At 73.7% G+C, this 25,267-nt stretch carries 22 protein-coding genes; 10 read left to right on the forward strand and 12 right to left on the reverse strand.

Going from position 1 to position 25,267, the window contains the following annotated elements; all coding sequences use genetic code 11:
• Positions 1-79 precede the first annotated feature (79 nt).
• The 3 genes from ABZ385_RS01950 to ABZ385_RS01960 all read right to left on the reverse strand — a co-directional run bounded on the left by ABZ385_RS01950 (position 80) and on the right by ABZ385_RS01960 (position 2,272).
• Positions 80-922, reverse strand: coding sequence for a class I SAM-dependent methyltransferase (locus tag ABZ385_RS01950; protein ID WP_358909311.1), 843 nt, complete (start codon positions 920-922; stop codon positions 80-82).
• A 286-nt stretch (positions 923-1,208) separates the two neighbouring features.
• On the reverse strand, positions 1,209-1,958 hold the full coding sequence (locus ABZ385_RS01955; protein WP_358909135.1) for a class I SAM-dependent methyltransferase: 750 nt from the start codon (positions 1,956-1,958) through the stop codon (positions 1,209-1,211).
• Positions 1,959-1,966: 8 nt separating this feature from the next.
• Positions 1,967-2,272: a 4a-hydroxytetrahydrobiopterin dehydratase gene (locus ABZ385_RS01960; protein ID WP_358584406.1), complete on the reverse strand. Its 306-nt coding sequence runs from the start codon at positions 2,270-2,272 to the stop codon at positions 1,967-1,969.
• A gap of 65 nt (positions 2,273-2,337) precedes the next feature.
• Here ABZ385_RS01960 and ABZ385_RS01965 point away from each other — a divergent pair, with 65 nt between their 5' ends.
• Positions 2,338-3,192 (forward strand): helix-turn-helix transcriptional regulator, encoded by an 855-nt coding sequence (locus ABZ385_RS01965; RefSeq protein ID WP_358909137.1) that lies wholly within the window; start codon positions 2,338-2,340, stop codon positions 3,190-3,192.
• 63 nt (positions 3,193-3,255) lie between these two features.
• Here ABZ385_RS01965 and ABZ385_RS01970 read toward each other — a convergent pair whose 3' ends face one another.
• Complete coding sequence (locus tag ABZ385_RS01970) at positions 3,256-3,672, reverse strand: hypothetical protein (protein ID WP_358700397.1); 417 nt, start codon at positions 3,670-3,672, stop codon at positions 3,256-3,258.
• A gap of 280 nt (positions 3,673-3,952) precedes the next feature.
• On the opposite strand from ABZ385_RS01970, the gene ABZ385_RS01975 reads away from it, so the two are divergent.
• Genes ABZ385_RS01975 through narI form a run of 4 tightly spaced genes read left to right on the forward strand, consistent with a single transcriptional unit; the run spans position 3,953 to position 10,571 of the window.
• Positions 3,953-7,636, forward strand: coding sequence for a nitrate reductase subunit alpha (locus ABZ385_RS01975; protein ID WP_358909138.1), 3,684 nt, complete (start codon positions 3,953-3,955; stop codon positions 7,634-7,636).
• Positions 7,637-9,277: a nitrate reductase subunit beta gene (gene narH, locus ABZ385_RS01980; protein ID WP_358909140.1), complete on the forward strand. Its 1,641-nt coding sequence runs from the start codon at positions 7,637-7,639 to the stop codon at positions 9,275-9,277.
• The gene (gene narJ, locus ABZ385_RS01985) at positions 9,274-9,849 is read left to right on the forward strand and encodes a nitrate reductase molybdenum cofactor assembly chaperone (protein WP_358909142.1); all 576 of its coding nucleotides are present in this window, start codon (positions 9,274-9,276) and stop codon (positions 9,847-9,849) included. The genes narH and narJ overlap by 4 nt, the downstream gene beginning before the upstream one ends.
• The gene (narI, locus tag ABZ385_RS01990; protein ID WP_358909144.1) at positions 9,849-10,571 is read left to right on the forward strand and encodes a respiratory nitrate reductase subunit gamma; all 723 of its coding nucleotides are present in this window, start codon (positions 9,849-9,851) and stop codon (positions 10,569-10,571) included. Before narJ ends, narI begins: the two co-directional genes overlap by 1 nt.
• A 97-nt stretch (positions 10,572-10,668) precedes the next feature.
• Here narI and ABZ385_RS01995 read toward each other — a convergent pair whose 3' ends face one another.
• From ABZ385_RS01995 to ABZ385_RS02005, 3 genes are all read right to left on the reverse strand, one after another.
• Positions 10,669-11,094: an OsmC family protein gene (locus ABZ385_RS01995; protein ID WP_358698906.1), complete on the reverse strand. Its 426-nt coding sequence runs from the start codon at positions 11,092-11,094 to the stop codon at positions 10,669-10,671.
• 196 nt (positions 11,095-11,290) lie between these two features.
• Positions 11,291-12,865 (reverse strand): MFS transporter, encoded by a 1,575-nt coding sequence (locus ABZ385_RS02000; protein ID WP_358584398.1) that lies wholly within the window; start codon positions 12,863-12,865, stop codon positions 11,291-11,293.
• Between the two features lie 69 nt (positions 12,866-12,934).
• Positions 12,935-13,408 (reverse strand): MarR family transcriptional regulator, encoded by a 474-nt coding sequence (locus ABZ385_RS02005; RefSeq protein WP_358584397.1) that lies wholly within the window; start codon positions 13,406-13,408, stop codon positions 12,935-12,937.
• 151 nt (positions 13,409-13,559) lie between these two features.
• On the opposite strand from ABZ385_RS02005, the gene ABZ385_RS02010 reads away from it, so the two are divergent.
• The 3 genes from ABZ385_RS02010 to ABZ385_RS02020 all read left to right on the forward strand — a co-directional run bounded on the left by ABZ385_RS02010 (position 13,560) and on the right by ABZ385_RS02020 (position 17,116).
• Positions 13,560-14,237 carry an SAVMC3_10250 family protein gene (locus ABZ385_RS02010; RefSeq protein ID WP_358909146.1) on the forward strand — a complete coding sequence of 226 codons (678 nt, stop codon included), beginning with the start codon at positions 13,560-13,562 and terminating at the stop codon, positions 14,235-14,237.
• Positions 14,238-16,271, forward strand: coding sequence for a HEAT repeat domain-containing protein (locus tag ABZ385_RS02015; protein WP_358909148.1), 2,034 nt, complete (start codon positions 14,238-14,240; stop codon positions 16,269-16,271).
• 119 nt (positions 16,272-16,390) lie between these two features.
• Complete coding sequence (locus ABZ385_RS02020; RefSeq protein ID WP_358909150.1) at positions 16,391-17,116, forward strand: hypothetical protein; 726 nt, start codon at positions 16,391-16,393, stop codon at positions 17,114-17,116.
• Here ABZ385_RS02020 and ABZ385_RS02025 read toward each other — a convergent pair.
• From ABZ385_RS02025 to ABZ385_RS02035, 3 genes are all read right to left on the reverse strand, one after another.
• Positions 17,029-18,441, reverse strand: coding sequence for an amino acid permease (locus ABZ385_RS02025; protein ID WP_358909152.1), 1,413 nt, complete (start codon positions 18,439-18,441; stop codon positions 17,029-17,031). The genes ABZ385_RS02020 and ABZ385_RS02025 overlap by 88 nt on opposite strands.
• Positions 18,442-18,524: 83 nt before the next feature.
• Positions 18,525-20,675, reverse strand: coding sequence for a phage holin family protein (locus tag ABZ385_RS02030; RefSeq protein ID WP_358909154.1), 2,151 nt, complete (start codon positions 20,673-20,675; stop codon positions 18,525-18,527).
• Positions 20,676-20,808: 133 nt separating this feature from the next.
• The gene (locus tag ABZ385_RS02035) at positions 20,809-21,237 is read right to left on the reverse strand and encodes a hypothetical protein (RefSeq protein ID WP_358701599.1); all 429 of its coding nucleotides are present in this window, start codon (positions 21,235-21,237) and stop codon (positions 20,809-20,811) included.
• Positions 21,238-21,319: 82 nt separating this feature from the next.
• Here ABZ385_RS02035 and ABZ385_RS02040 point away from each other — a divergent pair, with 82 nt between their 5' ends.
• Both ABZ385_RS02040 and ABZ385_RS02045 read left to right on the forward strand, forming a co-directional pair.
• On the forward strand, positions 21,320-22,096 hold the full coding sequence (locus tag ABZ385_RS02040) for an MBL fold metallo-hydrolase (RefSeq protein WP_358590577.1): 777 nt from the start codon (positions 21,320-21,322) through the stop codon (positions 22,094-22,096).
• On the forward strand, positions 22,093-22,710 hold the full coding sequence (locus tag ABZ385_RS02045; RefSeq protein ID WP_358590579.1) for a DedA family protein: 618 nt from the start codon (positions 22,093-22,095) through the stop codon (positions 22,708-22,710). The genes ABZ385_RS02040 and ABZ385_RS02045 overlap by 4 nt, the downstream gene beginning before the upstream one ends.
• A gap of 173 nt (positions 22,711-22,883) precedes the next feature.
• On the opposite strand, the gene ABZ385_RS02050 is transcribed toward ABZ385_RS02045, so the two are convergent.
• Both ABZ385_RS02050 and ABZ385_RS02055 read right to left on the reverse strand, forming a co-directional pair.
• Positions 22,884-23,966 (reverse strand): MBL fold metallo-hydrolase, encoded by a 1,083-nt coding sequence (locus tag ABZ385_RS02050; RefSeq protein ID WP_358909156.1) that lies wholly within the window; start codon positions 23,964-23,966, stop codon positions 22,884-22,886.
• 14 nt (positions 23,967-23,980) lie between these two features.
• Positions 23,981-25,210 (reverse strand): aminotransferase class I/II-fold pyridoxal phosphate-dependent enzyme, encoded by a 1,230-nt coding sequence (locus tag ABZ385_RS02055; RefSeq protein WP_358909158.1) that lies wholly within the window; start codon positions 25,208-25,210, stop codon positions 23,981-23,983.
• Positions 25,211-25,267 lie beyond the last annotated feature (57 nt).

Consider the following 25,267-nt stretch of genomic DNA (forward strand, 5'->3'; position numbering starts at 1 on the left):
GTAACGTCAACAGGGCTTCCGGTAGCGGGTGTTCGGCAGATACGTGCGCCACTGGGCGCGCCCGAGCCGCTGCTGACCCCTACGTGTCGGCCGGGTCCTTCACCGCCACGTGCACCGTCTGCGCCGAGAGCAGGAACAGATCGGGGCGGTGGTGCAGGCTCTGCGGGTCGTCCGCGTCCAGGAGGCGGTCGAACGTGGCGAGGTCCTCGGGGGTGAAGCGCTCCTCGTGCATCTCGCGGCGGCGGGTGAACTCCTCGATCACGTGGGCGCGGGCGTCCTCGGGGAGCGGCGCCGGCAGATCGAGGAGGAAACTGCGGGTCGCCACGTGGCGCAGGCCCGCGCCGGTGAGGAGCGCCGGCCAGTCCTCCGGCGCGTCCTTGGTGTCCGGCAGGCTCTCCCGCATGCCGGCGAACCACGCCTCGTCGGAGGCTTCGAGGCGGGAGAGGAGGCCGGGGCGACCGAAGCCGATGTCACGGGGGAGGTAGCGGGCGTTCAGGCCGCCCTCCAGGAGGGCGATCGCGCCGCCCGGGGCGAGGCGGCCGGCCAGCGCGGCCAGCGCGGCGCTCTGGTCGCCGACGTGGTGCAGGGACTTGCACAGCCACAGGAGGTCGGCGGTCGGCACGTCGCCGATGTCGTCCGGCAGCGCGGCGCGCACGGCGTCGAAGCGGCCGGTCAGGCCCTCGCGGGCGGCGCGCTCGCGGGCCCGCTCCAGGAGGGGTTCCTCGGGGTCCGCCGCGACGATCCGCGCCGTGGGGAAGGCCTCCGCCAGCAGGAAGGAGACGGCGCCCGGGCCGCTGCCGACGTCCACGACGACGCCGGGCTCCGGGACCCAGGCGCGCAGCCAGGCGGCGACCTCGCCGTACAGCGGCGCGGCGATCCGCGCGTAACGCTCCAGCATGGTGCCCATGGCGGCCCAGTCCATGTCCTTGCCGTCATGGCCGTGACCGTGACCGTGACTGTGACCGCTGTGGCTGTGGCCGCTGTGGCCGTGCCCGCCTCCGTGGCCGTCGCTCTTGTGGCCCGCGCCCACACCCTCCCCCCGGGCGTCTCCCGGCGCCTGGTTCTCGTCCTGGACCTGTCCCTGCCGCTGCGCCATCGCTGTGCCGCCTTCCGGTTCTCTGCCCTCGTGGTGGTCAGGGACCAGCCTGCTCCCGCCTCCCGGTTTTCGCCCACTCACGTTGCCGATACCGCAAAAGACGGCAGGGCCCTCACGCGGCTCGTGTCCGTTTGCGGAACGCGCGCAGGCCGAAGCGCGGGTCGGGGCGCGGCACGTCCTGGTCGGGGAGCGCGGCGAGCCGGGCCGCGAGGCGCGCGGCCAGTGGCCCGTCGGGCGGGATCTGCGTGAACCAGCCCCGGCGGAGGTCGTCGGCGGTGGAGCGGGGCGAGCGGCCCTGGCCGTGGCCGGTGAAGCGGGACCGGCCGGCGGGAGCCATGCCGTGCTCGGCCGCGTACACCGCGACGGCCTCGGCGCGGTCGACGGCGGGGCGCACCGGTCGCGGGGCGAGCACGACGTCGATGTCGCTGCAGACGTCGTGCGAGGCGGCCTTGTCGACGGTGGTGACATAGGTGCCGCCGGGCCGCAGCACGCGCGCGCACTCGCCGACGACCGCCGCCGTCTCCTCGGGCCCGGGCATCAGGTGCAGCAGCCACACGGTGCTCACCGCGTCGAACGTGTCGTCGGGGAAGGGCAGTCGGCGGCTGTCGCCGAGCACGATGGCGCCCGGCAGCCGGTCCGCCGCCATCCGGGCCATGCGGTACGTCGCGTCGACCCCGGTCACCCGCAGGCCCTCATGGGCGGCGAGGCGGCGCGTGACCAGGCCGGTGCCGCAGGCGACGTCGAGGAGGGTGCGGGTGGGGGACGGCAGCAGGCCGAGGACGGCGGCCGCGGCGGCCGCGGCGCGGGGTTCGCCGCCACGGGAGGCGTCGTAGCGGTCGGCTTCCTCGCTGTAGTCCAGCATGGCGAGGCTCACTCGGCGCCGTGGGCCGGGGCCAACCCCTCGACCCTGCGGGCGAGTTCGAAGTCGAGGGCGGTGAGCGCGCCGCCCGCGCTGTGCGTGTGCACGGACAGCGTGACGGTGTGGTGGCCGAGGGTCAGGTCGGCGTGGTGGTCGAGTTCGTCCTGCGTCCGCGCGATGTGGACGACCAGGCCGGTCGCCGCGAAGTGCGAGCCGAGCCGGTAGGAGCGGGTGAGTTTGCCGTCGGCCAGGGACCAGCCGGGCAGCTCGGTCAGACGGTCCTCGATCTCTTCGGGCGGGAGCGGTGCGCGGGACATGGGGGATGGTCCTTCCTCGGGGTCGCTCCCACCTTGCCACAGCCCCTTTGGACTACCGTCTACGTATGACCACCGCCGCGCCCGCCACGGGGACCATCAAAGGCAAGGCCAAGGGCAACGACATCAGGGGGAACGCCACCGGAGTGGGCCCGCTGCTGCGCTGCTGGCGCGAGCGGCGCCGGCTGAGCCAGTTGGAACTGGCCCTGCGCGCCGACTCGTCCGCGCGGCACATCAGCTTCATCGAGACGGGCCGCTCACGCCCGAGCGAGGAGCTGGTGCTGCGCCTCGCCGACCACCTCGACGTGCCGGTGCGGGAGCGCAACTCCCTGCTGCTGGCAGCCGGTTACGCGCCGCGCTTCCGGGAGACGCCGCTGGAGGACCCCTCGATGGGGATGCTCCGCGAGGGCCTGGAGCAGCTTCTGACGGGGTATGAGCCGTATCCGGCGCTGGTGGTCGACGCGGCGTACGACGTGGTCGCGGCGAACCGCGGCATCGCGCTGCTGCTGGAGGGCCTTCCGGAGCGTCTGCTGGCGCCGCCCCTGAACGCCATGCGGCTGACCCTGCACCCCGAGGGCCTCGCCACCAAGATCCGCAATCTGCGGGAGTGGCGCGGCCATCTGCTGCACCAGATGGAGCGGCAGATCGCGCTGCAGCGCTCGGACGCCCTGCGGAAGGTGTACGAGGAGGTGGCCGCGTATCCGGTGCGCGATCCGGGGGTGGACGCCTTCGAGGCGGGGACGGACGTGCCGTACTTCGCGCTGCCCCTGCGGATCGAGCACGAGGGGCACGTCCTGTCCTTCATCTCGTCGATCTCGACGTTCAACACCCCCATGGACGTGACCGTCGCCGAGCTGGCCATCGAGACGCTGCTCCCGGCCGACCCGGCGACGACGAAGTTCCTCCAGACCCGGATGGCCTGAGAGACCAGGGTGGCCTGAGAAACCCGGATGGCCTGAGCGACCGGATGGCCTGAGGGCCCCGGCTCAGGCCCGCGCCGCGCGCAGCGCCGCGTACTGGAGCGCCGCGAAGCCGCCGACGGTGACGGCCTGCATGGGGATCCAGACCGCGCCCGCCGTGCTGGGCGACAGCCACAGGGCGAGGGCGAGGACGCTGAGCAGGGCCCAGGCGGCGTTGCCCTCGATCACCGCGCGCACGCCGAACGTCGGCGGGCTCTTGCGGGCGGCGAGGTAGCCGACGCCCGCGCCGTAGGCGGTGAGGAAGACGCCGAGGCCGAGCAGCAGCCCGGAGTCGACGCCGAGGAAGCGTCCGAGGGGCCCCGAGGCGGCGACGTACGCGAGGCCGTTGCCGGCGGTCACGAGGGCGTCGAGGCCGAGGAAGCGGCGCAGCATGGTGGTCGGGTCGGTGGTGCGGGCGAGGGCGGTGAGCTGGTAGGTCGTCATGGCGGGCTGCCTCCGGCTGTGCGGGGTGGATGGTGCGGGGCGCCGGATCGGCTCCGCGGTGCCGCGGTCCCGATCCGGTGACACCACTGTGCCGAGCGCGCGCCGCCCGGTCGATTACGTCACAGGTAATGCCGCCCATGACCTCCCGGAACCCGCGCCGGACCGCCCGCGCGGCCGGGCCCGCGACCCGTACGGGCGCAACCCGTACGGCCGCCACCGGAAGGTGCCCCGGCCGCCCCGCCCCTAGGTTCGTGGCAAGGCAGACCTAGGGAGCCCCACGGTGACAGAGACGACCGAGCCCGCCGCGACCCTGCTGCGGGCGGGGAAGTTCTTCCGGCGCGGCACCACCGCCCCCGACCTGCACAGTGTCGCGCTGACCGGCGGCCGGGACGCGGACGCCTTCTACCGGGACCGCTGGAGCCACGACAAGGTCGTGAACTCCACGCACGGCGTGAACTGCACCGGGTCCTGCCGCTGGAAGGTGTACGTCAAGGACGGCATCATCACCTGGGAGACGCAGGCGACGGACTATCCGAGCGTCGGTCCGGACCGCCCGGAGTACGAGCCGCGCGGCTGCCCGAGGGGCGCCGCGTTCTCCTGGTACACCTACTCCCCGACCCGCGTCCGCTACCCCTATCTGCGCGGCGTCCTCGTGGAGATGTACCGGGAGGCGAAGGCCCGCCTGAAGGACCCGGTGCTCGCCTGGGCGGACATCCAGGGCGACCCGGAGCGCCGGCGCCGCTACCAACAGGCGCGCGGCAAGGGCGGGTTGGTGCGGGCCGGCTGGGACGAGGCCGTGGAGATCATCGCGGCGGCGCACGTCCACACGATCAAGACGTACGGTCCCGACCGCGTCGCCGGTTTCTCCCCCATCCCCGCGATGTCGATGGTCTCGCATGCCGCCGGCGCCCGCTTCATGGGTCTGATCGGCGCGCCGATGCTCTCCTTCTACGACTGGTACGCGGATCTCCCCGTGGCCTCGCCGCAGGTGTTCGGCGACCAGACGGACGTACCGGAGTCGGGTGACTGGTGGGACGCCGCGTATCTGGTGATGTGGGGTTCGAACGTGCCGGTGACGCGGACGCCGGACGCGCACTGGATGGCCGAGGCGCGCTATCGCGGGCAGAAGGTCGTGGTCGTCGCGCCCGACTACGCCGACAACGCCAAGTTCGCCGACGAGTGGCTGCACCCGCATCCCGGCACCGACGGCGCGCTGGCCTTCGCGATGGGGCACGTCGTCCTGAAGGAGTTCTTCGTCGACCGGCAGACGGAGTTCTTCACCGACTACGTGCGCAAGTTCACCGATCTGCCCTTCCTGGTGACGCTGACCGAGCGGGACGGCGCGTACGTGCCCGCGAAGTTCCTGCGCGCCGCCGACCTCGGCGAGGACGGGGAGGGCGGTGACTGGAAGACGGCGGTGCTGGACGCGCGGACCGGGCGGCCCGCCGTGCCGAACGGCTCGCTCGGCTTCCGGTGGACCGAGTCCGGCAAGGGCCGCTGGAACCTCGACCTCGGTGACATCGAGCCGCAGCTGTCGCTGCACGGCTCCCCGGTGGCGGCGGGCGTCGAGGTACTGCTGCCGCGCTTCGACACCGAGGGCGGCGCGCACGGCCAGGGCCGCGGCGAGGTCGTGCGCCGGGGCGTGCCCGCCACCCGCCTCGGCGGGCCGGACGGGCCGCTGGTCACCACGGTCTTCGACCTGCTGCTGGCGCAGTACGGCGTGGGGCGCGAGGGGCTGCCGGGCACCTGGCCCGCTTCGTACGAGGACGCCTCGCAACCGGGCACGCCCGCCTGGCAGGAAGCGCACACCTCCGTACCGGCCGCCAAGTGCCTGCGGATCGCCCGGGAGTTCGCGGCGACGGCGGAGAAGTCACGCGGCCGCTGCATGATCCTGATGGGCGCGGGCACCAACCACTGGTTCCACTCCGAGACGATCTACCGCTCCTTCCTCGCCCTGCTCCAGCTGACGGGCTGCCAGGGCCGCAACGGGGGCGGCTGGGCGCACTACGTCGGGCAGGAGAAGTGCCGCCCGGTGACCGGCTGGGCGACGCTGGCCGGCGGGCTCGACTGGAGCCGGCCGCCCCGGCAGATGATCGGTGCCGCCTACTGGTTCCTCCACACCGACCAGTGGCGCTACGACCGGTTCGCCGCCGATGTGCTCGCCTCGCCGCTGGGCGAGGGCCGCTTCGCGGGGATGACGGGCGCCGACTGCCTGGCCCTGTCGGCGCGGACCGGCTGGATGCCTTCGTACCCCACGTTCGACCGCAATCCCCTGGACCTCGCGGAGACCAAGGACGATCCGGTGGCCAACGTCGTCGGTGAACTGAAGGCGGGCACGCTGAAGTTCGCCTGCGAGGACCCGGACGCCCCGGAGAACTGGCCGCGTGTCCTGACGCTGTGGCGCGCCAACCTCCTCGGCTCCTCCGCGAAGGGCGCCGAGTACTTCACGAAGCACCTGCTCGGCACGCACTCCTCGCTGCGCGCCGAACAGGCCGCGCCCGAGGAACGCCCCTCCACCGTGGCGTGGCGCGAGGAGGCCCCCGAGGGCAAGCTCGACCTGCTCGTCTCCCTCGACTTCCGCCAGACGTCGTCCACCCTGCTGTCGGACGTCGTCCTGCCCGCCGCGACCTGGTACGAGAAGCACGACCTGTCGACCACCGACATGCACCCCTACGTGCATGCCTTCACCCCGGCCGTCGACCCGCCCTGGCAGGCCCGCACCGACTTCGACACCTTCCGGGTGCTCGCGGAGCGGCTGAGCGAGCTGGCCGTGGACCACCTCGGGGTCCGCAAGGACGTCGTCGCGACCGCCCTCCAGCACGACACGCCGGGCGAGACGGCGCAGCCCGGCGGGGTGGTCCTGGACTGGCGCAAGGGCGAGTGCGAGCCGGTGCCGGGCAGGACCCTGCCGAACCTCGCCGTCGTGGAGCGCGACTACACCGCGATCGGCGCGAAGTTCGCCGCGCTCGGCCCGCTGGTGGAACAGCTGGGGCTGCCCGCGAAGGGCATCGCGCTCCACCCCGACCAGGAGGTGGCGGAGCTGGGGGAACGCAACGGCGTGGTGGTCGGCGGGCCCGCCGACGGCCGCCCGGCCCTGAACACCGCCGTGAAGGCGGCCAACACCATCCTCGCCCTGTCCGGCACGACGAACGGCCGGCTGGCCACGCAGGGCTTCCACACCCTGGAGGAGCGCACCGGCCAGGAGATGGCGCACCTGGCCGCCGAGCACGAGGGCAAGCGCGTGACGTACGCCGACACGCAGGCCGCGCCCGTGCCGGTGATCACCTCGCCGGAGTGGTCGGGCAGCGAGTCCGGCGGGCGCCGCTACACCGCGTTCACCCTCAACACCGAGCATCTGAAGCCGTGGCACACCCTCACCGGGCGCCAGCACTTCTTCATCGACCACGACTGGATGCACGAGCTGGGCGAGGCGATGCCCGTCTACCGGCCGCCGCTGGACATGAACCGCCTCTTCGGCGAACCACGGCTCGGCCCCGACGGCGAGAAGGAGGTGACGGTCCGTTACCTGACGCCGCACAACAAGTGGTCGATCCACTCCGAGTACCAGGACAACCTCTTCATGCTGTCGCTCTCGCGCGGCGGCCAGTGCGTCTGGATGGCCCCGCAGGACGCGGACGCGATCGGCGTGCGGGACAACGACTGGATCGAGGCGGTCAACCGCAACGGCGTCGTCGTCGCGCGGGCCATCGTCTCGCACCGCATGCCGGCCGGCACGGTCTACATGCACCACGCCCAGGAGCGCACGGTCAACGTGCCCAGGGCGGAGGCCACCGGCCGGCGCGGCGGCATCCACAACTCCCTGACCCGGCTGATCCTCAAGCCGTCCCATCTCATCGGCGGCTACGCACAGTTGTCCTGGGCGTTCAACTACCTCGGTCCGACGGGGAACCAGCGCGACGAGGTGACGGTCATCCGCCGCAGGTCGCAGAAGGTGGAGTACTGAATGCGCGTCATGGCCCAGATCGCGATGGTGATGAACCTCGACAAGTGCATCGGCTGTCACACGTGTTCGGTCACCTGCAAGCAGGCGTGGACCAACCGGGACGGCATGGAGTACGTCTGGTTCAACAACGTCGAGACCCGCCCCGGCCAGGGCTATCCGCGCCGCTACGAGGACCAGGACAAGTGGCGCGGCGGCTGGGAGCTGAACAAGCGCGGTGCCCTGAAGCTGAGGAACGGCGGCCGGATCAAGTCGCTCCTGGAGATCTTCTCCAACCCCAAGCTGCCCGAGATCAAGGACTACTACGAGCCCTGGACCTACGAGTACCGCAACCTCACCGACGCCCCGCTCGGCGACGACTACCCGGTGGCCGAGCCCCGCTCCCTGATCTCCGGCAAGCCGATGAAGATCGAGTGGTCGTCGAACTGGGACGACAACCTGGGCGGCGCCACCGAGCACGGCCACCTGGACCCGATGGTCGACAAGGTGCGCCAACAGGCGAGCGAGAAGGTGAAGTTCGCGTTCGAGCAGACGTTCATGTTCTATCTGCCCCGCATCTGCGAGCACTGCCTGAACCCGTCGTGCGTGGCGTCCTGCCCGTCCGGCGCGATGTACAAGCGGGCGGAGGACGGCATCGTCCTGGTCGACCAGGACCACTGCCGGGGCTGGCGCAAGTGCGTGACCGGCTGCCCGTACAAGAAGGTCTACTTCAACCACCGCACCGGCAAGGCCGAGAAGTGCACGATGTGCTATCCGCGCGTCGAGGTCGGCCTGCCCACCGTCTGCTCGGAGACGTGCGTGGGCCGGCTCCGCTACCTCGGTGTCATCCTCTACGACGCCGACAAGGTGACGGCCGCGGCCTCCGAACCGGATGAACACAGGCTGTACCAGGCCCAGTTGGACGTCTTCCTCGACCCCGAGGACCCCGAGGTGCGGGGCGCGGCCGAGCGGGCCGGCATCTCGTACGACTGGATCGAGGCGGCCCGTCGCTCCCCCGTGCACGCGCTGATCAGCACCTACCGGGTCGCGCTGCCCCTGCACCCGGAGTACCGCACCATGCCGATGGTCTGGTACATCCCGCCCCTGTCACCGGTGGTGGACGCGCTGACGGAGACCGGGCACGACGGCGAGGACGCCGCGAACCTCTTCGGCGCCATCGACACCCTGCGCATCCCGCTGGAGTACCTCGCGGAGATCTTCACCGCGGGGGACGTGGGCCCGGTGCGGGCCTCGCTGGAGAAGCTCGCGGCGATGCGGGCGCACATGCGGGCCGTCAACCTCGGCGACACCCCCGACGGTGACGTGGCGCGGTCGGTGGGGATGTCGGGGCCGCAGATCGAGCAGATGTACCGGCTGCTGGCCATCGCCAAGTACGACGAGCGGTACGTCATCCCGACCGCGGCCCTCGGCGACGCGCGGCGCCTGGAGGAGTCGGCCCTTCCCGAACTCTCCGACTCCTGCAGCCTCGACTTCGAGGGCGGCCCCGGCATGGGCGGCGACGGGCCGTTCGGCCAGGACTCGGGGCGCCGGCAGCTGCCGCTGGTCACCATCGAGAACTTCCACACGCTCCGCGACCGGCAGACCGCCGACCGGGAGCCGAGCGCCGCCGAGAAGGCCCACGCGGCCGAGGAGGACGACCAGTGACCACCGAGCACGCCGTCCTCCACCAGGCCGCCGCGTTCTGCCTCGCCTACCCCGACGAGGAGTTCCACGCGCGGCTGCCGCTGCTGCGGGCCGCCGCTCCCCCGCCGCTGGCCGGGTTCGTGGCCTACGCCGAGACCACCGCGCCCCGCGAGCTCGCCGCGCACTACGTCCAGGTCTTCGACTTCAAGAACCGCCACAGCCTGTACCTGAGCTGGTGGCGGGACGGCGACACCCGGCGGCGCGGCATGGCCCTGGTCCGCTTCAAGGAGGCCTACCGCGCGCACGGCCTGGAGTTCACCGGCGAGGAGCTGCCGGACTTCCTGCCCGCGGTCCTGGAGTTCTCCGCGCGGGCGGGCCCGGAGCTGCTCATCGAGCACCGCGGCGGCCTGGAGCTGCTGCGGATCGCGCTCGGCGAGTGCGGCACGCCGTACGCGGAGGTGCTCGACGCGGTGTGCGCGACCCTGCCCGGCCCCTCGCCCAAGGACCGCGCCGAGGCGCTCGCGCTGGCCCGCTCCGGGCCGCCGCGCGAGGACGTCGGCCTGCAACCCTTCGCACTCATCGGGGAGCACTGATGGAAACGCTGCTGTGGGGGGCCCTGCCCTACCTCGCCTTCGTGCTGCTCGTCGCCGGCACGATCTGGCGCTACCGCTACGACAAGTTCGGCTGGACGACCCGCTCCTCGCAGGTCTACGAGTCCAAGCTGCTGAACATCGCCTCGCCGATGTTCCACTACGGCATCCTCTTCGTCCTCGTCGGGCACCTGGTCGGCCTGTTCCTTCCCGAGTCGTGGACGGACAAGGCGGGCGTCAGCGAGCACACCTACCACCTGTTCTCGCTGTACGGCGGCACGGCGGCCGGCGCCCTGCTCGTACTCGGCATCCTGCTGCTGCTCTACCGGCGGCGGACCAACACGCCGGTGTTCCGCGCGACGACCGCCAACGACAAGCTGATGTACCTGGTGCTGTTCGCGGCGATCGTCCTCGGCATGGTCGCGAAGCTCTCGCACGCCTCCGGCGACGGCTACAACTACCGTGACTCCATCGCCCCTTGGGCCCGCAGCCTGTTCACGCTCCGCCCGGACATCGACCGGATGACGGGCGTGCCGCTGCTGTACGAGATCCACGCGGTGGTGGGCATGGTGCTCTTCGCGCTGGTGCCGTTCACCCGTCTGATCCACATGTTCAGCGCGCCGCTCCAGTACCTCTTCCGGCCGTACGTGGTCTACCGCGCCCGGGACCCGCGGCGGCTGGGGACGCGTCCGGAGCGGCGCGGCTGGGAGCGTACCGGCTCTTGAGCCGCCTCGCCCGGACCGTCGTCGCCGTCCGACGCGACGATGCCGCCACCCCCTGACGGGGACGGCGGCATCGCGGTGTGCGGCGGGCGGCGGCGCGTCAGGCCAGCTTGGCCGACAGGGTGATGGTCGTGCCGGTCAGTGCCTGGCTGACGGGGCAGTTCGCCTTGGCGTCCTCGGCGGCCTGGGTGAAGGCCGCCTCGTCCAGGCCCGGCACCTCGCCCTCGACGGTGAGGTGGATGCCGGTGATGCCGGTGCCTGGCTGGAAGGTGACGTCGGCCGAGGTGGTCAGGCGGCTCGGCGGGGTGCCCGCGCCGGTCAGGGCGTGCGACAGCGCCATGGAGAAGCAGCTGGAGTGCGCGGCGGCGATCAGCTCCTCCGGGCTGGTCTTGCCGTTGGCCTGCTCGGCGCGCGACGGCCAGGACACGGCCTGCTCGCCGATGCCGGAGGAGTCGAAGGTGACGGTGCCCGAGCCCTCCGTCAGAGAGCCTTCCCAGACCGTGTGCGCGGAGCGCGTGGTTGCCACGATGCAGTTCCCTTCAGTGCGGTTCCGTGAGCGGAGTGCGGTTCCGTGATCGGAGGTTCCGCTGCCACCATCCGATCACACTCGCGGGCAGAACGTTACGTCCGCACCTCCCCGGGTCGCGGGCGGCCGCCCCGCCGCGGGTGTCCGGGCGCGGGTGGACTCCGTCGCCGCGGGGCGCCGCAGCGGGGGCTCACCGTCACCGCGGGGCGCGCCGCACCCCCGCCACGGCGAGGATCGCGCCCAGGAGGCACAGCACTCCGGTGACGAGTACGGCGGTGTGGACGCCGTTCATGAACGCCTGGCCGCTGCCTTCGGTGACCGCGGCCCGCAGCTGTGCGGGCATCTCACCGGAGACGGGGGCGACCCCCATGGCCACCGCGTCCTTGGCCTCGTGCAGCCCCTCGGCCAGGGGCGCGGGCACCCCGGCGGAGGTCAGCTCGCCGGTGAGGGTCGAGCCGACCCGTCCGCTGATCAGGGAGACGAGGACGGACGTACCGAGCGCGCCGCCGATCTGCAGCGCGGTGGCCTGCAGTCCGCCCGCCACCCCGGCGTCCCTGACCGGCGCGTTGCCGACGATCGCTTCGGAGGAGGCCGCCATCACCATGCCGACGCCGAGACCGAGCGCGACGAACGGCGGCCACATCGCGGCGTACGAGGAGTGGACGCCCCAGCCGAGCATGCCGAAGGAGGCGGCGGCCTGGAGGACCATGCCGGCCGGCATCGTCAGGCGGGCACCGAACTTCTCGGTGAGCTTGGCGCCCAGCGGCGAGGCGAGGACGGAGGCGAGGCTGAGCGGCAGCGTGCGGACACCGGCCTCGACCGGCGTGAAGCCGCGGACGTTCTGGAGGTAGAGCATGACGAAGAAGATCACGCCGAGCAGGACGAAGAAGTTGACCGCGGTGATGAGCGTCCCGATGGTCAGCGCGGGGTCGCGGAACAGGCGCATCGGCAGCAGGGGCTGCGTGACGCGTGTCTCGTACCAGCCGAAGGCCAGCAGCACGAGGAGGCCGGCCGCGAGGGTGCCCAGGGTGGGGCCCGAACTCCAGCCCCACGTCTCGCCCTTGACCACGCCGAAGACGACCGCGAGCAGGCCGAGCGCGAGCAGGACGACGCCGGGTACGTCGAAGCGGTGCCGGTCGGCGGGGTTCTTGCTCTGCGGCAGCACCAGCGCGCTGAAGGCGAGGGCGACGACGCCGATCGGCGCGTTGATGTAGAAGACCGACTCCCAGGTGACGTGCTCGACGAGCAGGCCGCCGACAATGGGGCCGAGCGCCGTGGACACGGACGAGACCATCGCCCAGATGCCCACCGCCATACCGAACTTCTTGGGCGGGAAAACGGCGCGCAGCAGGCCGAGCGTGTTGGGCATGAGCAGGGCGCCGAAGAAGCCCTGTACCGCGCGGAAGGCGATGACGCCCTCGATCGAGCCCGCGAGGCCGATGGCGACGGAGGCGGCCGTGAAGCCGAGGACGCCGATCATGTAGAAGGTGCGTCGCCCGAACCGGTCGCCCAGCTTCCCGCCGAGAATCAGCGCGGCGGCCAGCGCGAGCAGGTACGCGTTGGTGACCCATTGCAGATCGGCGGTGGACGCGTGCAGGCCGCGGCCGATCTCCGGGTTGGCGATGGAGACGACGGAGCCGTCCAGGCCGACCATGAACAGGCCGAAGGCGACGGCGACCAGCGTGAGCCAGGGGTTGCCGCGACGGCGGTGCGGCGCGTCGGGCGGGGAGGGTGCGGGCAGGGGTGAGTGATCCACGACGGTGGGGGGCATGGACGTGCCTTGTTTCTCGGAGAGCGGGGCGAGCGGCTGCGGCGCGGACAGGCGCGCGGGCGCCGTCGGTCAGTGGGCGGCGGGGTGAATGTGCGGGGCCAGCCCGCGCAGGGCGCCGAGGGCGGACCCGATCGCGGCGCGGTCCCCGTCGGTGAGGGCGTCCAGCGCCTCGCTGACGTACCCCTGCAGGAGGTCTCCGACCGCGGCGAGGCGGCGCCGCGCCTCGGCGGTGGTGTGCAGGTGGGCGACGCGCTTGTCGTCCGGATCCTGCCGGCGCTCCAGCAGTTCCCGACCGACCAGTTGCGTGACCAGGGCGCTCACGTTGTTCGGCTTCATCAGCAGCTCGTCGGCCGCCTCGCGCACGGTGACGCCGTCCCGCTCCGCGACGAGCCGCAGCAGCGCCAGCTGCCCATCGGGCAGCTTGGCGTGCGGGAAATCCTGGGCCAGCCGCCGGTCGAGCGCCCGGTGCAGCGCGGGCAGAGCGACCGCGAGCCCGGAGGCGAGGCGGCGCGGGTCCTGCTCTGGCGCGGGGGAGGCGGGCATACGCCGATCATAGGTATGGGTACATACCTATGTCAACATAGGCTTCTTGGTTCGGGACCGAGTACGTGACCCGGTGATCCTGGTCCGCGAGTGCGGCAAGTATGGGATGCTGCGGCCGACGTACACACCGTCCGGGGGGGGCTGGTCAGGCGTGCGGTACTACCTCTACGTCTCCACTGCCAAGGTGGACATGCTGTACGGGCAGATCCCGCCGAAGCTGCTGCGGCGTCTCGCCGTCGAGGCCAAGGTCGACCTGAAGGTCGTGAGCGTGGCTGTGCAGTCACCGCGCGCCGACACGAGCGCGTACGACCGTCTCGACCTCGTGGAGGCCTACCTGGAGCGGGAGTTCGACGTCGGCTGGATGACGGAGCCGACGGCCTGGTTCCGCGGGGACCTGGGGTTGCGGATCGCGGGGTACGGCGACGCGAACGGACCGACGCTGATGATGGGCGAGGACGGTGACACGCTGGTCGCGCTCATCGGCTCGGCCCACCACTTGATCGGCTACCAGATCGCGCCCGACACGCCCAGGGTCGGTTTCTCGGGACTGCCGTCGATGTTCGCACTGCTGCGGGACTTCCCGCCCGAATGGGAATCGCAGATGAGGGTCCCCCGGCGGAACGGTAGGCGCACCGCGGACGGAGCCAGCATCATGCGCGAAGTACGCCAGTGCGCCGAGGCGTTGACGGTACCACCGGTGTACGGCGAGTTCCTGGCACGTCAGTTGCTGCGTGGCACCGTGACACGGGAGGACGGGCGGGAGATGACGGTCGTCATCGGGACACCGGTGTACGTGGCGATGTCGGACCCGGCGGGCGGGGAGACCTGAGTGGAGCGGGCGACGTCGTGGGCCGAGCTGGTGCGGATGCGCGTGGAGGGCGATGTCGTGGGCCTGTGCCGGGCCGCACGGTCCGCTGACCGGGACATCGCGGAGTCGGCGGTCCGACTGCTGGGCGGCAGCACGGGATCGCCGGAGGCCGTCGAGGCGCTCCTCGCCTGCCTCCGGCGGAACGACGAGACACATCCTGGACTGCGCTGGTGCGCCGCGGAGTCGCTGGGTCGGCTGCGGGAGCGGCGCGCGGTGCCGGCACTGGTGCGGCTGCTGGCCGAAGGGCGCGACAGTCGCGTACAACCGGTTGAGTCCGTGTGCGAGGCGCTGGCCGCCATCGGGGGTCCGGAGGCCGTAGGCGGACTCCTCCACGTGCTCGACCTGGTGGCGGGCGACCACCACAGGTACACGGCCGTGCCGGTGCTCGACGCGCTGGCCCGGCTGCGCCCGCGCGAGGCGGTGACGCCGCTCCTCGCCTCCCTCTGGCACTATCTGCCCGACCACGCGGGGCACCTGGTGCGCACGCTCGGCGCGATCGGCGACCCGCGCGCCGGCTCCGCGCTCCTCGTCCTCGTGCACTCCCCCACCTCGGACACGCACCTGCGCCGGGCCGCGCTCCGGGCGCTGTACGCGCTGCGGGCCCGCGCCTGGCCGCCCGGACGCCGCTATCCGTCCGCCGAGGAGGTGCTGCGCGAGACGCAGCGCGCCCCGGACCCCGACACGGGCCGCCTCGCGACGGCCCTGCTCTCCCGGACCGGGGGCGGCCGGGAGTTTCTGTGGGGTGTGCTCCGGGCGGCGGCCCACGCACCGCACGACGCCGCGTGCCCGCCGCACGCCGTGGCCGCCGTCTGCGACCGTGTCGCAGACGCCCCCGGCCTCTTCGGCGTGGACGTGCCCGGCCGGTCCGCCTACGCCGCCCTGCTCCGGCACCACCTGCGAGAGGCAGCGGCACCGACCGTGCGCCGGGCAGCCGCCCGTGCCCTCGCCGCCTGCGCGGGCCCCGGAGTGGGCGAGGCGCTGCTGGTGGCCCTGGGCGACGCGCGGATCAGCGACACGGTGGCGGACCTGCTCGCCGGCCTGCGCAAGCCGCCGCTGCGGGAGGCCCTGGCCCTGCTCGCCGACCCGGACCGGCCCTCGGCCCAACGGAGCGGTGCGGCACGGACGTTGGGAGCGGCCCGGTACGCGGCCGCCGTACCCTCGCTGCTGGCCGCCCTGGCGGACGACACGTCCCCGACGGCGGTGCGCACCTCGGTCGTGGACGCGCTCGGCGCCCTTCGGCTCCAGGCGGGATCCGCACCCCTCGCGGCCCTGGCGCGGGACGAGGGGCAGCCCGGCACCGTGCGCGCCCGCGCGGTGCGGGCCCTCGGCCTGATCGGCGCGCCGGACACGCTGCCGGTGGTGTTGGCGTGCGCCCGCTCCCCGCACGAGGCGATACGGGGGCGGGCCGCGACGGCGTTGGGCGGTTTCCCGGTGCCGGCGGCGGCCAGGGCGCTCGGGGAGGTCGTCGCGCACGACCCGGAGCCCGACATCGCGCGGGCCGCCGCGCGCGCCCTCGGCCGGATCGGCGCCGCGGCCCTGCCCGTCCTCGTCCGGCTCGCGGATGACGTACGCGAGGTCGCCGCGGACCAGCTCGTCGCGGCGCTCGCCGTTCGCTCCGAGGCCGAGGCGACGCGGGCGCTGGGCCGGCTGGCGGCGGTGCCCCCGACCCGGGAGGCGGCGCGCGCCGCGCTGTGTGAGCGGGGCGCACCGGACTGCGTCGAGCCCCTGGCCGCGCTGCTCGACGCCGACTTGCATCCCCACACCCAGGAGACCGTCGTACGGGCGCTGCTGCGGATCGGCACCGACGAGGCACACGAGCGGCTGCTGGACCACTGCCTCAGGGCCACGCATGTCCAGCAGTGGCACATCGAGGTGCTGGACGTCATGGCCCGTGCACGCATCCGTCCCCGCGCGTGGCCCACGCCGGAACCGGCGGCCGGCCGCCGGGAGGCCCGCGGCGAAAACGGGCCGCGTGCGGTCGGCGCCGGTGCCTGAGGTGTTCGAGGCGGCGGCGCAGGTGCGCGGGAGCGGATGCGAACAAGGGGTGTGGGCCGCCGCGCCACAGGGGCTTCTGAGGTGCGGGAACAGGCACGTGGCGGGGGCCTATGGCCGGAATGGCAGCTGGGCTGCCCACCGACCGCGCCGTGGAGGCGGCGCGCGCGTTCGCCGAGCGGCACGCGCAGGGCGCCGGGCTGGTCGTCGACAGCGTGCACGACCCGATGCAGAACTCCGGGACGAAGGACGGCTCCGAGATCGGGCGCCCGGTCTCGCTGGAGACGCACGTGACGTTCCGGCAGGTCTTCGACGGCGTGCCCGTCATCACGCCGGGCCAGGGCCTGATCCGTGTCGGCCTCGACAACGACGGGACCGTCGTCCAGGCGCAGCTCGCCACCCGCGAGGCGACCGGCACGACGCGCGAGCCGAGCACGGACGTCGCACCGCCCGAGCCGGGCGGCGGCAAGCCCGCGGCGGCGCCGGCGGAACGCGACCCGCGCACCGCGCTCGACGCGGCCCAACGGACGCTGCTCGCCCACTTGGCGGCGGTCACCGCCGGCGACGAGGGGCCGGGCGCGGCGGCGCGGCAGGAGCCGCGGGTCCAGGACGTGCCCGGCACCTTCGAGGTCGGCTACGAACTGGACGGCGACGAGGCGTACCCCGCGGCCCGCAAGCTGATCGAGATCGGCTCGCCGGACAGCATGTTCCGGACGCGGCGCTGGGTCGTCGCCCCCCCTGGCGAGGTAGGCCCCGGGGCTCAGGCGCGAGAGGTGGCGGTCCGCTGCTTGCGGGCCGCCATCACCGCGTACACCAGCACCCCGAGGAACAGGAAGAGCACGCCCTGATAGACGGCCGCGTACCCGGAGCCGGCGACCAGCCACAGGGAGAACGCGAACGCGACGCCCGCGAGGAGCCCGTCGCGCACCAAACGCCCGCGGTGGACGCGCTCGCCCTGCCCGGAGACCAGGAAGTAGATCTGCGCGACGGTCGCCAGCAGGTAGGGCACGGTCGCGGTGAACGTGGTGATCAGAACCAGGGACTCGAAGACGCCGCCGGAGCCCGCCGTGTAGTTGTAGACGGTCAGCAGCGAGGCGAGGACGACGGTGACGAGGACACCGACGGTCGGCACGCCGCGCTTCTTCTTGGCGAACGCGCTCGGGAACAGGCCGTCCCGCGCGGCCGCGTACGGCGTCTGGGCGCTCAGCAGCGTCCAGCCGTTGAGGGCGCCGACCATGGAGACAAGGGCGGCGAGCGCGACGGCGGTGCCGCCCCAGGAGCCGCCGAACATGGCGTTCACGGCGTCCGAGAAGGGCGCGCTGGAGCCCACCAGCTCGTCGTGCGCGACGGTCCCGAAGACGGCGAGGGTACCGAGCAGGTAGACGAGCGCGGCGCCGAGCGTGCCGAGGATGGTGGCGCGTCCGACGTTGCGCCGGGGGTCGCGCACCTCGCCGGCGCTGACGGCGGCCGACTCCACGCCGAGGTAGGAGAAGAGCAGGATGGCGGCGGCCGCCGAGACGGCGCCGACCGGACTGTCGTCGCTCGCCCGGAAGGGCCCGAGATTGGCGCTGTCGAAGAAGAAGAGGCCGCCGACGGCGACGAGCAGCAGCGGCAGGAACTTCAGTACGGTGGCGACGAGCTGGACCGCGCCGACGTACCGGGTGCCCGCGAAGTTGGCGAGGGCGGGCAGGAGTTGCAGGGCGAGGGCGGCGAGGCAGGCGGTCCACTTGTGCTCGTCGACGGGGATGAGCACGTCCAGGTAGCCCACGGCGGCGACGGCGAGGGCCGCGTTGGAGACCCAGGTGGTGATCCAGTACGACCAGGCGGCCAGGAAGCCCGCGAAGTCGCCGAAGGCCTCGCGGGCGTAGACGTAGGGGCCGCCGGTGCGCGGGTCGCGTTCGGCCAGGCGCCCGAAGACGAGCGCCAGGGCTATCGCGCCGACGGTCAGGACTCCGAAGGCGACCAGGCTGATCGTGCCGAACGGCGCGACGGAGGCCGGGAGCAGGAAGATGCCGCCGCCGATGATGTTGCCCGTCACGAGACAGGTGGCGATCGGCAACCCGAAGCGCCTGGCGTGCTTGCTGGGTGCCTGTTCCGCCGGTGCCGGTGCCGGTGCCGCCAGTGCCTGTTCGGGGGCCGGAGCCGACTGCGGTGCGGTTCCGGTGTCGTGCATGGGGTGCTGCGCCTCTCGTCGTGCCCGGGTGCCCGGGATCGCCGGGCGAAGCCATGGTCGGGTACGGCGGACGCTGCTCCAAATCAGCGTGTTTTGTCCTGCGCGGCCGGGTCGGCGGCCGCAAAAGCTGTGCCGACGGGCTCTTCGGGCAGTGGATCATTCACCGGAACGGGAGCCTCCGCGACGGTCACCGGCACCTCGGGCCCCAGCGCCTCGCCCAGCCAGCGGCGCAGCACCCGGTGGACCGCTTCGGCGCCGACCAGCTCCTGCCCGTCCGCGACGGGGGCGGAGAGCACCAGCGGGGACAGCAGGAAGGCACGGCTCTGCGCGCCGCCGAGCCCGCCGTGCGAGCCGATCTGCTCCTCGAAGGCGAGCACCTCGCCCTCGCACGGGTCGTACCAGGAGTTCACCATGATGTCGGCGGCGTGCGGAAAGCCGTCGGTGCGGCGCACCGCGTCCGCCGCCCCCGGCCCGAAGTCCGCGAGCGGCCCGAGGTCGGCCGGCTCCTCGTCCAGGTACACCTCGGCGCCCCGCGCCCCGAGCACCAAGGGGCCGCGCTCCGCACTGCGTACGAGGAGGAAGCCGACGCCCGGGTGGTCGGCGAGGGTGGACAGCAGCGCCGGATGGCGGCGGTCAATCTCCTCGCGGGTCATGCGGTGCCCCACGTCGGGGAAGGACACGAGCCCCAGATTGCCGGAGGCCAGCACGATCGGCTCCGCGTGGTGGGTCGGGCGGTGCTCCCCCGCGCCCTCCTCGACCGGGCGGCGCAGCGCCGCCCGTACCGCGGCCCGGGCCTCGGCGCCGCTGTGCGTGCGCCGCGCCCGGCGCGGCACGGGCAGTCCGCAGCCGGCCCGCACGAGGTCGGCGAGGGTGAGGCCGTAGCGGGCGCGGAAGGTCTCGCCCGGGCTCTGCCCGTGGTCGGAGAGCAGCACGATGCGGTAGGCGCGCGGCGCGTGCTCGGCGACCTGGGCGAGCAGCGCGAGCGAGCGGTCCAGGCGCCGGAGGACCTTCTCCACGTCGGGTCCGGTCGGCCCGGAGTGGTGCGCCACCTCGTCGTAGGCGACCAGGTCGGCGTAGACCGCGCTGCGCCCGGCGAGCATGTCACCGATGACGGCGGCGACCACCACGTCCCGCTCCACGACGGTCGCGAAGGCGCGGATGAAGGGGTAGAGCCCGCCGCGGCCCACGCGCGGGCGGCGGCGCTCGACGCGGGCGCGCGTGGACTCGCTGATCTCCCGGAAGACCTCCGCGACGAAGGAGAGCGCGGTGCGCACGGCGTTGGCGGGATCGGAGAAGTAGGCGAAGTATCCGGCGCGTGAACGGTTCTTCTTGTCCCTGCGCGCGGCCATGGACAGGACGAGCGCGAGCTGCTCGGCGCCCCCGCTGAAGAGGTTGCCGCGGCTGGCCCCGTCGACGGTGAGCAGGCCGCCGTCCCCGGCGCGGCGGACGGCGCGGCGCTGCAACTCGACGGCGGAGGCGGGCCGGTTGCTGACCATGACCTCGCCGGTGTCCTTCTCGTACCACCGGAAGGCGGGCACGTCGTGGTTGGAGCCGTGCAGGATGCCGAGCTGGCTGGCGCCGGTCTGGCTGGACCAGTCGGTGCGCCAGGGGATCAGGCGGTGGGTCGCGGCGCCCTCCTCCCCCAGCCAGCGGCCGACGGTGGGCATGAGGCCCTTGGCGACGGCGCCGCGCAGCACGTCGTGGCCGACGCCGTCCAGTTGGATGAAGACGGTGCCGGGGGCGATGGGGCCCGGCCGCTCCCGGATGCCGCGCCGCTTGCGGCGGTCGGCGAGGCGGTACAGGCGCCGCCGGTAGGCGTCGTCGTCCCGGACGGCGAGGGCGCCGCCCGCGGCCGAGGCGACGGCCGACATCACCGCGGCGACGACGACGGCGGTCTCCGCGCCCGCCTCGCCCCGGTCCTCGGGGATGAGGCTCAGGGCGAGCAGCAGGAGCGAGCCGTTGAGGAAGAAGGCGAGCACGCCGAGCACGAGGGCGGGCACGAGCAGCAGGGCGCGCACCAGCAGCGGCCACACCAGGGCGGAGAGCAGACCGAAGGCGCCGGCGCCGTAGGCGGCGGTGACCGCGATGCGGGTGGCGCTGTCGCCGTCGTCCGCCTGGAGCTTGAAGTCCGGCAGGATCCCGGCGAGGACGAGCATCGTCAGGGTGCTGACCGCCCAGACCGCGACCACCCGCCACAGGGTGCTGCCGACCCTGCGCCACCGTGCTCTCCCCACGCCCTGCCCTCTCGCCCTTCCCCCCGAACCGGACACCAGCGTGTCACAACCCGTCGGGGCGGGGCCCGGCGCCCGTCGATCAAGGACGGCCAGCGGCTCGGTCAGGGGCGGTCAGCGGCCCGGTCAAGGGCGGTCAGCGGCCGTCGTAGCCCGCGGTCGGCATGGACAGGCGGCGGTGCACCCTGGCCTTCATGCGCGCGTCGTACGCGGGTTCGGCGAGGCCCGCCGTCTCCATCCGCACCCCTCGCCGCGCGCACTCCGCGGTGAACTCCTCGGGGCAGCGCAGGGCGCGCTCCAGGACGCGGCGGCTCGGCACGACGAAGAGGTCGACGAGGCCCGCCTCGACATCGGCCCACAGCATCACGTGGTCCGCGCGCACCTCCCGTACCAGGAATTCGCGGGTGATCACATAGCCCTGGTCGGCGGCCCAGCGCGCGCAGAGCGCGTACTGGCTGCGCGAATCGACCAGGAAGGGGTCGGCGTCCAGCTCCTCCAGTGGGGTGAGGCTGGCGATGGCCGCCGCCCGCACCACATGCCCGCCGGCGCCCGGGGCGTGTCCCACGGCGTCCCCCTCACCTCGGTCCCGGCCGCCGACCCTACTCCTGGCCGTAGGCTTTGAGACAGTCGTACGAAGGAGGAACCGGGTGCCCGTCGAGGTCACATGGTGGGGCCACGCCACTTGCACGGTCGAGGATTCGGGCGTCCGCGTACTCACCGACCCCCTTTTCGCCCGCCGTCTCGCGCATCTGCGGCGGCGCAGGGGCGCGCCGCCACCGCCCGGCGCGGCCGTCGCCGACGTCGTGCTCGTGTCGCATCTGCACGCCGACCACCTGCACATTCCCTCGCTCGCGCGGCTCGCGCCGGGCACCCGTGTGCTGCTCCCGCGCGGCGCGGCACGCTCGGTGCCCGGACTGACCCGCAGACTGTCCCACCTGCGCTTCACCGAGGTCGGGCCGGGCGAGGAGGTCCCGGTCGGCGACGTGGTCGTACGCGTGGTCCGGGCGCTGCACGACGGGCGGCGGCTGCCCATGGGGCCGCAGCACTCCCCCGCGCTCGGCTACGTCGTGCACGGTGAGGCCCGCACCTACTTCGCGGGGGACACCGGGCTGTTCGACTCGATGGCGGCCGAGGTCGGGGACGTGGACGTGGCGCTGCTGCCGGTCGGCGGCTGGGGGCCCTATCTGGGGCACGGGCATCTGGACGCGGGCCGGGCCGCCGAGGCGCTCGCCCGCATCGCGCCGCGCAGCGCGATCCCGGTGCACTACGGCACGTACTGGCCGATAGGGATGGACGCGGTGCGTCCCCACGAATTCCACGCGCCGGGGCACGAGTTCGTGCGCCACGCGGCGCGGCTGGCCCCGAAGGTGGCGGTGCACCGGCTCGCCCACGGCGAGAGCGTGCTGCCGGAGGTGTCCGGGTGATCCTCGCCGTGGCGGCCCAGGTGTCGCCGCAGAGCACCCAGCAGGCCGTCGCCTATCCGTCGCTGTTCCTGCTGGTGGTGATCGGCGCGCTGGTGCCGGTGGTGCCGACGGGCGCGCTGGTCAGCTCGGCGGCGGTGGTGGCCCTGCACCGGATGCCGCCGTACGCGCTGCTGATCGTCTTCGGTGTCGCCGCGCTCGCCGCGTTCCTCGGCGACATCGCCCTGTACTGGCTGGGGCGGCGCGGCTTGCGGTCGAAGAACGGCTCGCGCTGGCTCAAGGCGCTCCGCGACCGGGCGCCCGAGGAGCGGCTCGCGCAGGCGCAGGACAAGTTGCGCGACCACGGGGTCATGGTCCTGGTGCTGTCCCGGCTCGTGCCCGCCGGGCGGATCCCGGTGATGCTGGCGTGCCTGATGGCCGACATGCCGCTGCGCCGGTTCGCCCGCGGGGACATGCCCGCGTGCCTGGCGTGGGCGGTGACGTACCAGTTGATCGGCGTCCTGGGCGGCTCGCTGTTCAAGGAGCCCTGGGAGGGGGTCGCGTTGGCGATCGCGCTGACGGTGCTGATCAGCGTGGCGCCGAGCGCGTGGCGCAGGGTGCGGGGCGCCCCCGCCTAGGGCGTGTTTCGAAAGTAGCGTCGTCCGCCCGCAGGGCGGGCCTGGCGGCGTCTGGTGCGTGCGCTCGCAAGGCGGAGGGTCGCCCCGATACTGGTGGTATCGGGGCGATCCCGACAACGCGGCGAGCGTGCGTGCCAGGCGTCGCCAGGCAGACGGGACTTTCGAAACGCGCCCTAGGGCGCGTTTGCGGGGTTGTCGGCCGGGGCCGTGACGGGGCGCGGGCGGCCTCGGTCCAGTACTCGGGACGCCCCCACCGGCAGGTCCCACAGGTCCTCGCGGGGCCGGCCGGTCCTCTCCCAGGCCGCGCGGACCCGGGTGAGGGGTTCGAGGACCGGCTCGGCGGAGAGCAGGAACGTGCCCCAGTGCATGGGGGCCATCCGCCGGGCGCCGAGGTCGAGCGCCGCCTGGACCGCTTCCTCGGGGTCGCAGTGGACGTCGCTGAGCCACCACCGCGGGTCGTACGCGCCGATGGGCAGGAGTGCGAGGTCGATGCCGGGAAAGCGGTCGCCGATCCGCCGGAACCAGTGGCCGTAGCCGGTGTCGCCCGCGAAGTGGACCCGTCGCCCCCGGGCGTCGGTCAGGACCCAGCCGCCCCACAACGTACGGCAGGTGTCCAGCAGGCCCCGCTTGGACCAGTGGTGGGCGGGCACGAAGTCGAGGCGCACCCCGCGCAGCCGTGCGCCCTCCCACCAGTCGAGTTCCGTGACGCGGCTGAAGCGGCGGCGGGTGAACCAGCGGCCGAGCCCGGCGGGGACGAAGACGGGGGTGTCCCTGGGGAGCCGGCGCAGGGTCGGGGCGTCCAGGTGGTCGTAGTGGTTGTGGCTGATGACGACCGCGTCCACGCGCGGCAGCGCGCTCCAGGCGACGCCCACGGGGGTGATCCGGGCCGGGGTGCCGAGGATCCTGCGGGACCAGACCGGGTCGGTGAGGACGGTCAGGCCGCCGATGCGGATGATCCAACTGGCGTGGCCCGCCCAGGTGACCGCGACCGTGTCGGCGTCGACCCGGGGCAGGGGGCCGGGCTCGTAGGGCAGCCGCCCGAGGTCGGCGAGGCCTTCAGGGCCGGGCCGCAGGGCCCCTTCGCGGGCGAACCGCGCGAAGGCGCGCAGGCCGGGCAGCGGCGTGGTCAGCCGGTCGGCGAACGACCGGGGCCACCGGCGGGGGCCGCCGAGCGGGGGCGGCGGCGCGGTCGGAGGGAGTTCCTGCTGCCGCGAGCGCCCCCGCCGCGCCTGCTCGTGCGCCTGCTGCTGGGTCACCGAGGGGGCTCCCTTCACCGTGCTTCCGCGCGGAGATCGTCGAAGGCGGCCGCGCATATGCGCAACGCCCGGTCCACGTGCGGCAACTCCAGGGGGTCCGGTGCGTCCAGAGACGCCAGGCGCTCCTCGGGGGTTGAGCCGAGGAGCGGTCCGGTGGACAGCCGTACGCGCAGTGCGTCGATGGCGTCGCCGAACCGGTGGCCGCCGGGCGCGGGCATCCCGAGGCGGGTGCCGAGGAAGTCCTCCAGGTCCTGGGCGTCGCCGACGCCGCGCGCGGCGAGCGCGGGGCGCAGCGGGCCGAGGTCGACGTAGAGGTGGCGTCCCGCCTGCGGGGGCCTGGCCAGTGCGCCGGCGGCCAGGACGGCGCGGCGCGCGGCGGTGGCCACGCGTGCGTGCAGGCGGACGGTGGCCGCCAGCCGCTCGGTGACCTCGTCCGGTTCGGCCAGCGCGTACGCCGCCGCGGCGGCGGCCGGGGCCGCGAGGGACGCGCCGAGGGCGGTGAGGACGTCGAGGGTGCGGGCGCGCAGGGCGGCGCCCTGTGCCGTGAAGGGGAAGCGGGCGAGGGCGGCGGGCAGGCCCGGGGGCAGGAAGGGGCCGCCGAGGTCGCCAAGGACGGTCACCCGCTCGTGGTCCATCTCGGCGGGGCCGATCAGGACGGTGTCGCGGGGGTGGTGCAGGGTGTCGCGCCAGGTCTCGTCGCTGACCACGTGCAGGCCCTCGCCGGCCGCCGCCTCGACGGCCTCGTGCAGCACCTCGGGGGGCGGCACGGTGGCGGTCGGGTCGTCGGCGACGCTGAGCACGAGCAGCCGTGGCCGGCCGCCCTCGGCGCGGACGCGGCGGACGGTCTCCAGGAGGGCGTACGGGTCGGGGACGCCGCCGCACTCGGCGGGCGTCGGCACGTGGTAGACGCCGTGGCCGAGCAGCCGCGCCTGGGGCGCCCACCAGGCGGGGCAGGGGCGCGGCAGCAGGACGTCGCCGCCGAGGGCCGCGGTGAGGGCAAGGAGCAGGGGCGGGGCGCCGGGGGCGGCGACGAGGTGCTCGTGCCCGGCGGGCAGTCCGCGGCGTGACCAGTAGCCGCCCGCCGCGTCCAGGAGGGCGGGGCCGCCGCCGGGGGCCTCGCCGTCGGGGCGGGCGGCGGCCGAGGCGGCGGCGGACGCCAGTTCCGGCAGGACGGGCAGGCCTGCCTCCGGCACGGGCGGCCCGTACCGGACGGGGCCGCGGCCCTCGGGGTCCGTCCGCCTCATGCGTACCTCCGTGCACTCTCGTGCCCCTGTCCTGCCCCGTCCGGCGGGTGTGTATCC

Origin of the sequence: Streptomyces sp. NPDC005898 (genome assembly GCF_040629635.1) — a bacterium.
Classification (GTDB): domain Bacteria; phylum Actinomycetota; class Actinomycetes; order Streptomycetales; family Streptomycetaceae; genus Streptomyces.

Coding starts and splice junctions, on each gene's coding strand:
- ABZ385_RS01950 (WP_358909311.1), bottom strand. CDS start 922: ATGGACTGGGCCGCCATGGGCACCATGCTGGAGCGTTACGCGCGGATC.
- ABZ385_RS02055 (WP_358909158.1), bottom strand. CDS start 25,210: ATGAGGCGGACGGACCCCGAGGGCCGCGGCCCCGTCCGGTACGGGCCG.
- ABZ385_RS01965 (WP_358909137.1), top strand. CDS start 2,338: ATGACCACCGCCGCGCCCGCCACGGGGACCATCAAAGGCAAGGCCAAG.
- narH (WP_358909140.1), top strand. CDS start 7,637: ATGCGCGTCATGGCCCAGATCGCGATGGTGATGAACCTCGACAAGTGC.
- narI (WP_358909144.1), top strand. CDS start 9,849: ATGGAAACGCTGCTGTGGGGGGCCCTGCCCTACCTCGCCTTCGTGCTG.
- ABZ385_RS02000 (WP_358584398.1), bottom strand. CDS start 12,865: ATGCCCCCCACCGTCGTGGATCACTCACCCCTGCCCGCACCCTCCCCG.
- ABZ385_RS02005 (WP_358584397.1), bottom strand. CDS start 13,408: ATGCCCGCCTCCCCCGCGCCAGAGCAGGACCCGCGCCGCCTCGCCTCC.
- ABZ385_RS01955 (WP_358909135.1), bottom strand. CDS start 1,958: ATGCTGGACTACAGCGAGGAAGCCGACCGCTACGACGCCTCCCGTGGC.
- ABZ385_RS02025 (WP_358909152.1), bottom strand. CDS start 18,441: ATGCACGACACCGGAACCGCACCGCAGTCGGCTCCGGCCCCCGAACAG.
- ABZ385_RS01970 (WP_358700397.1), bottom strand. CDS start 3,672: ATGACGACCTACCAGCTCACCGCCCTCGCCCGCACCACCGACCCGACC.
- ABZ385_RS02020 (WP_358909150.1), top strand. CDS start 16,391: ATGGCAGCTGGGCTGCCCACCGACCGCGCCGTGGAGGCGGCGCGCGCG.
- ABZ385_RS01960 (WP_358584406.1), bottom strand. CDS start 2,272: ATGTCCCGCGCACCGCTCCCGCCCGAAGAGATCGAGGACCGTCTGACC.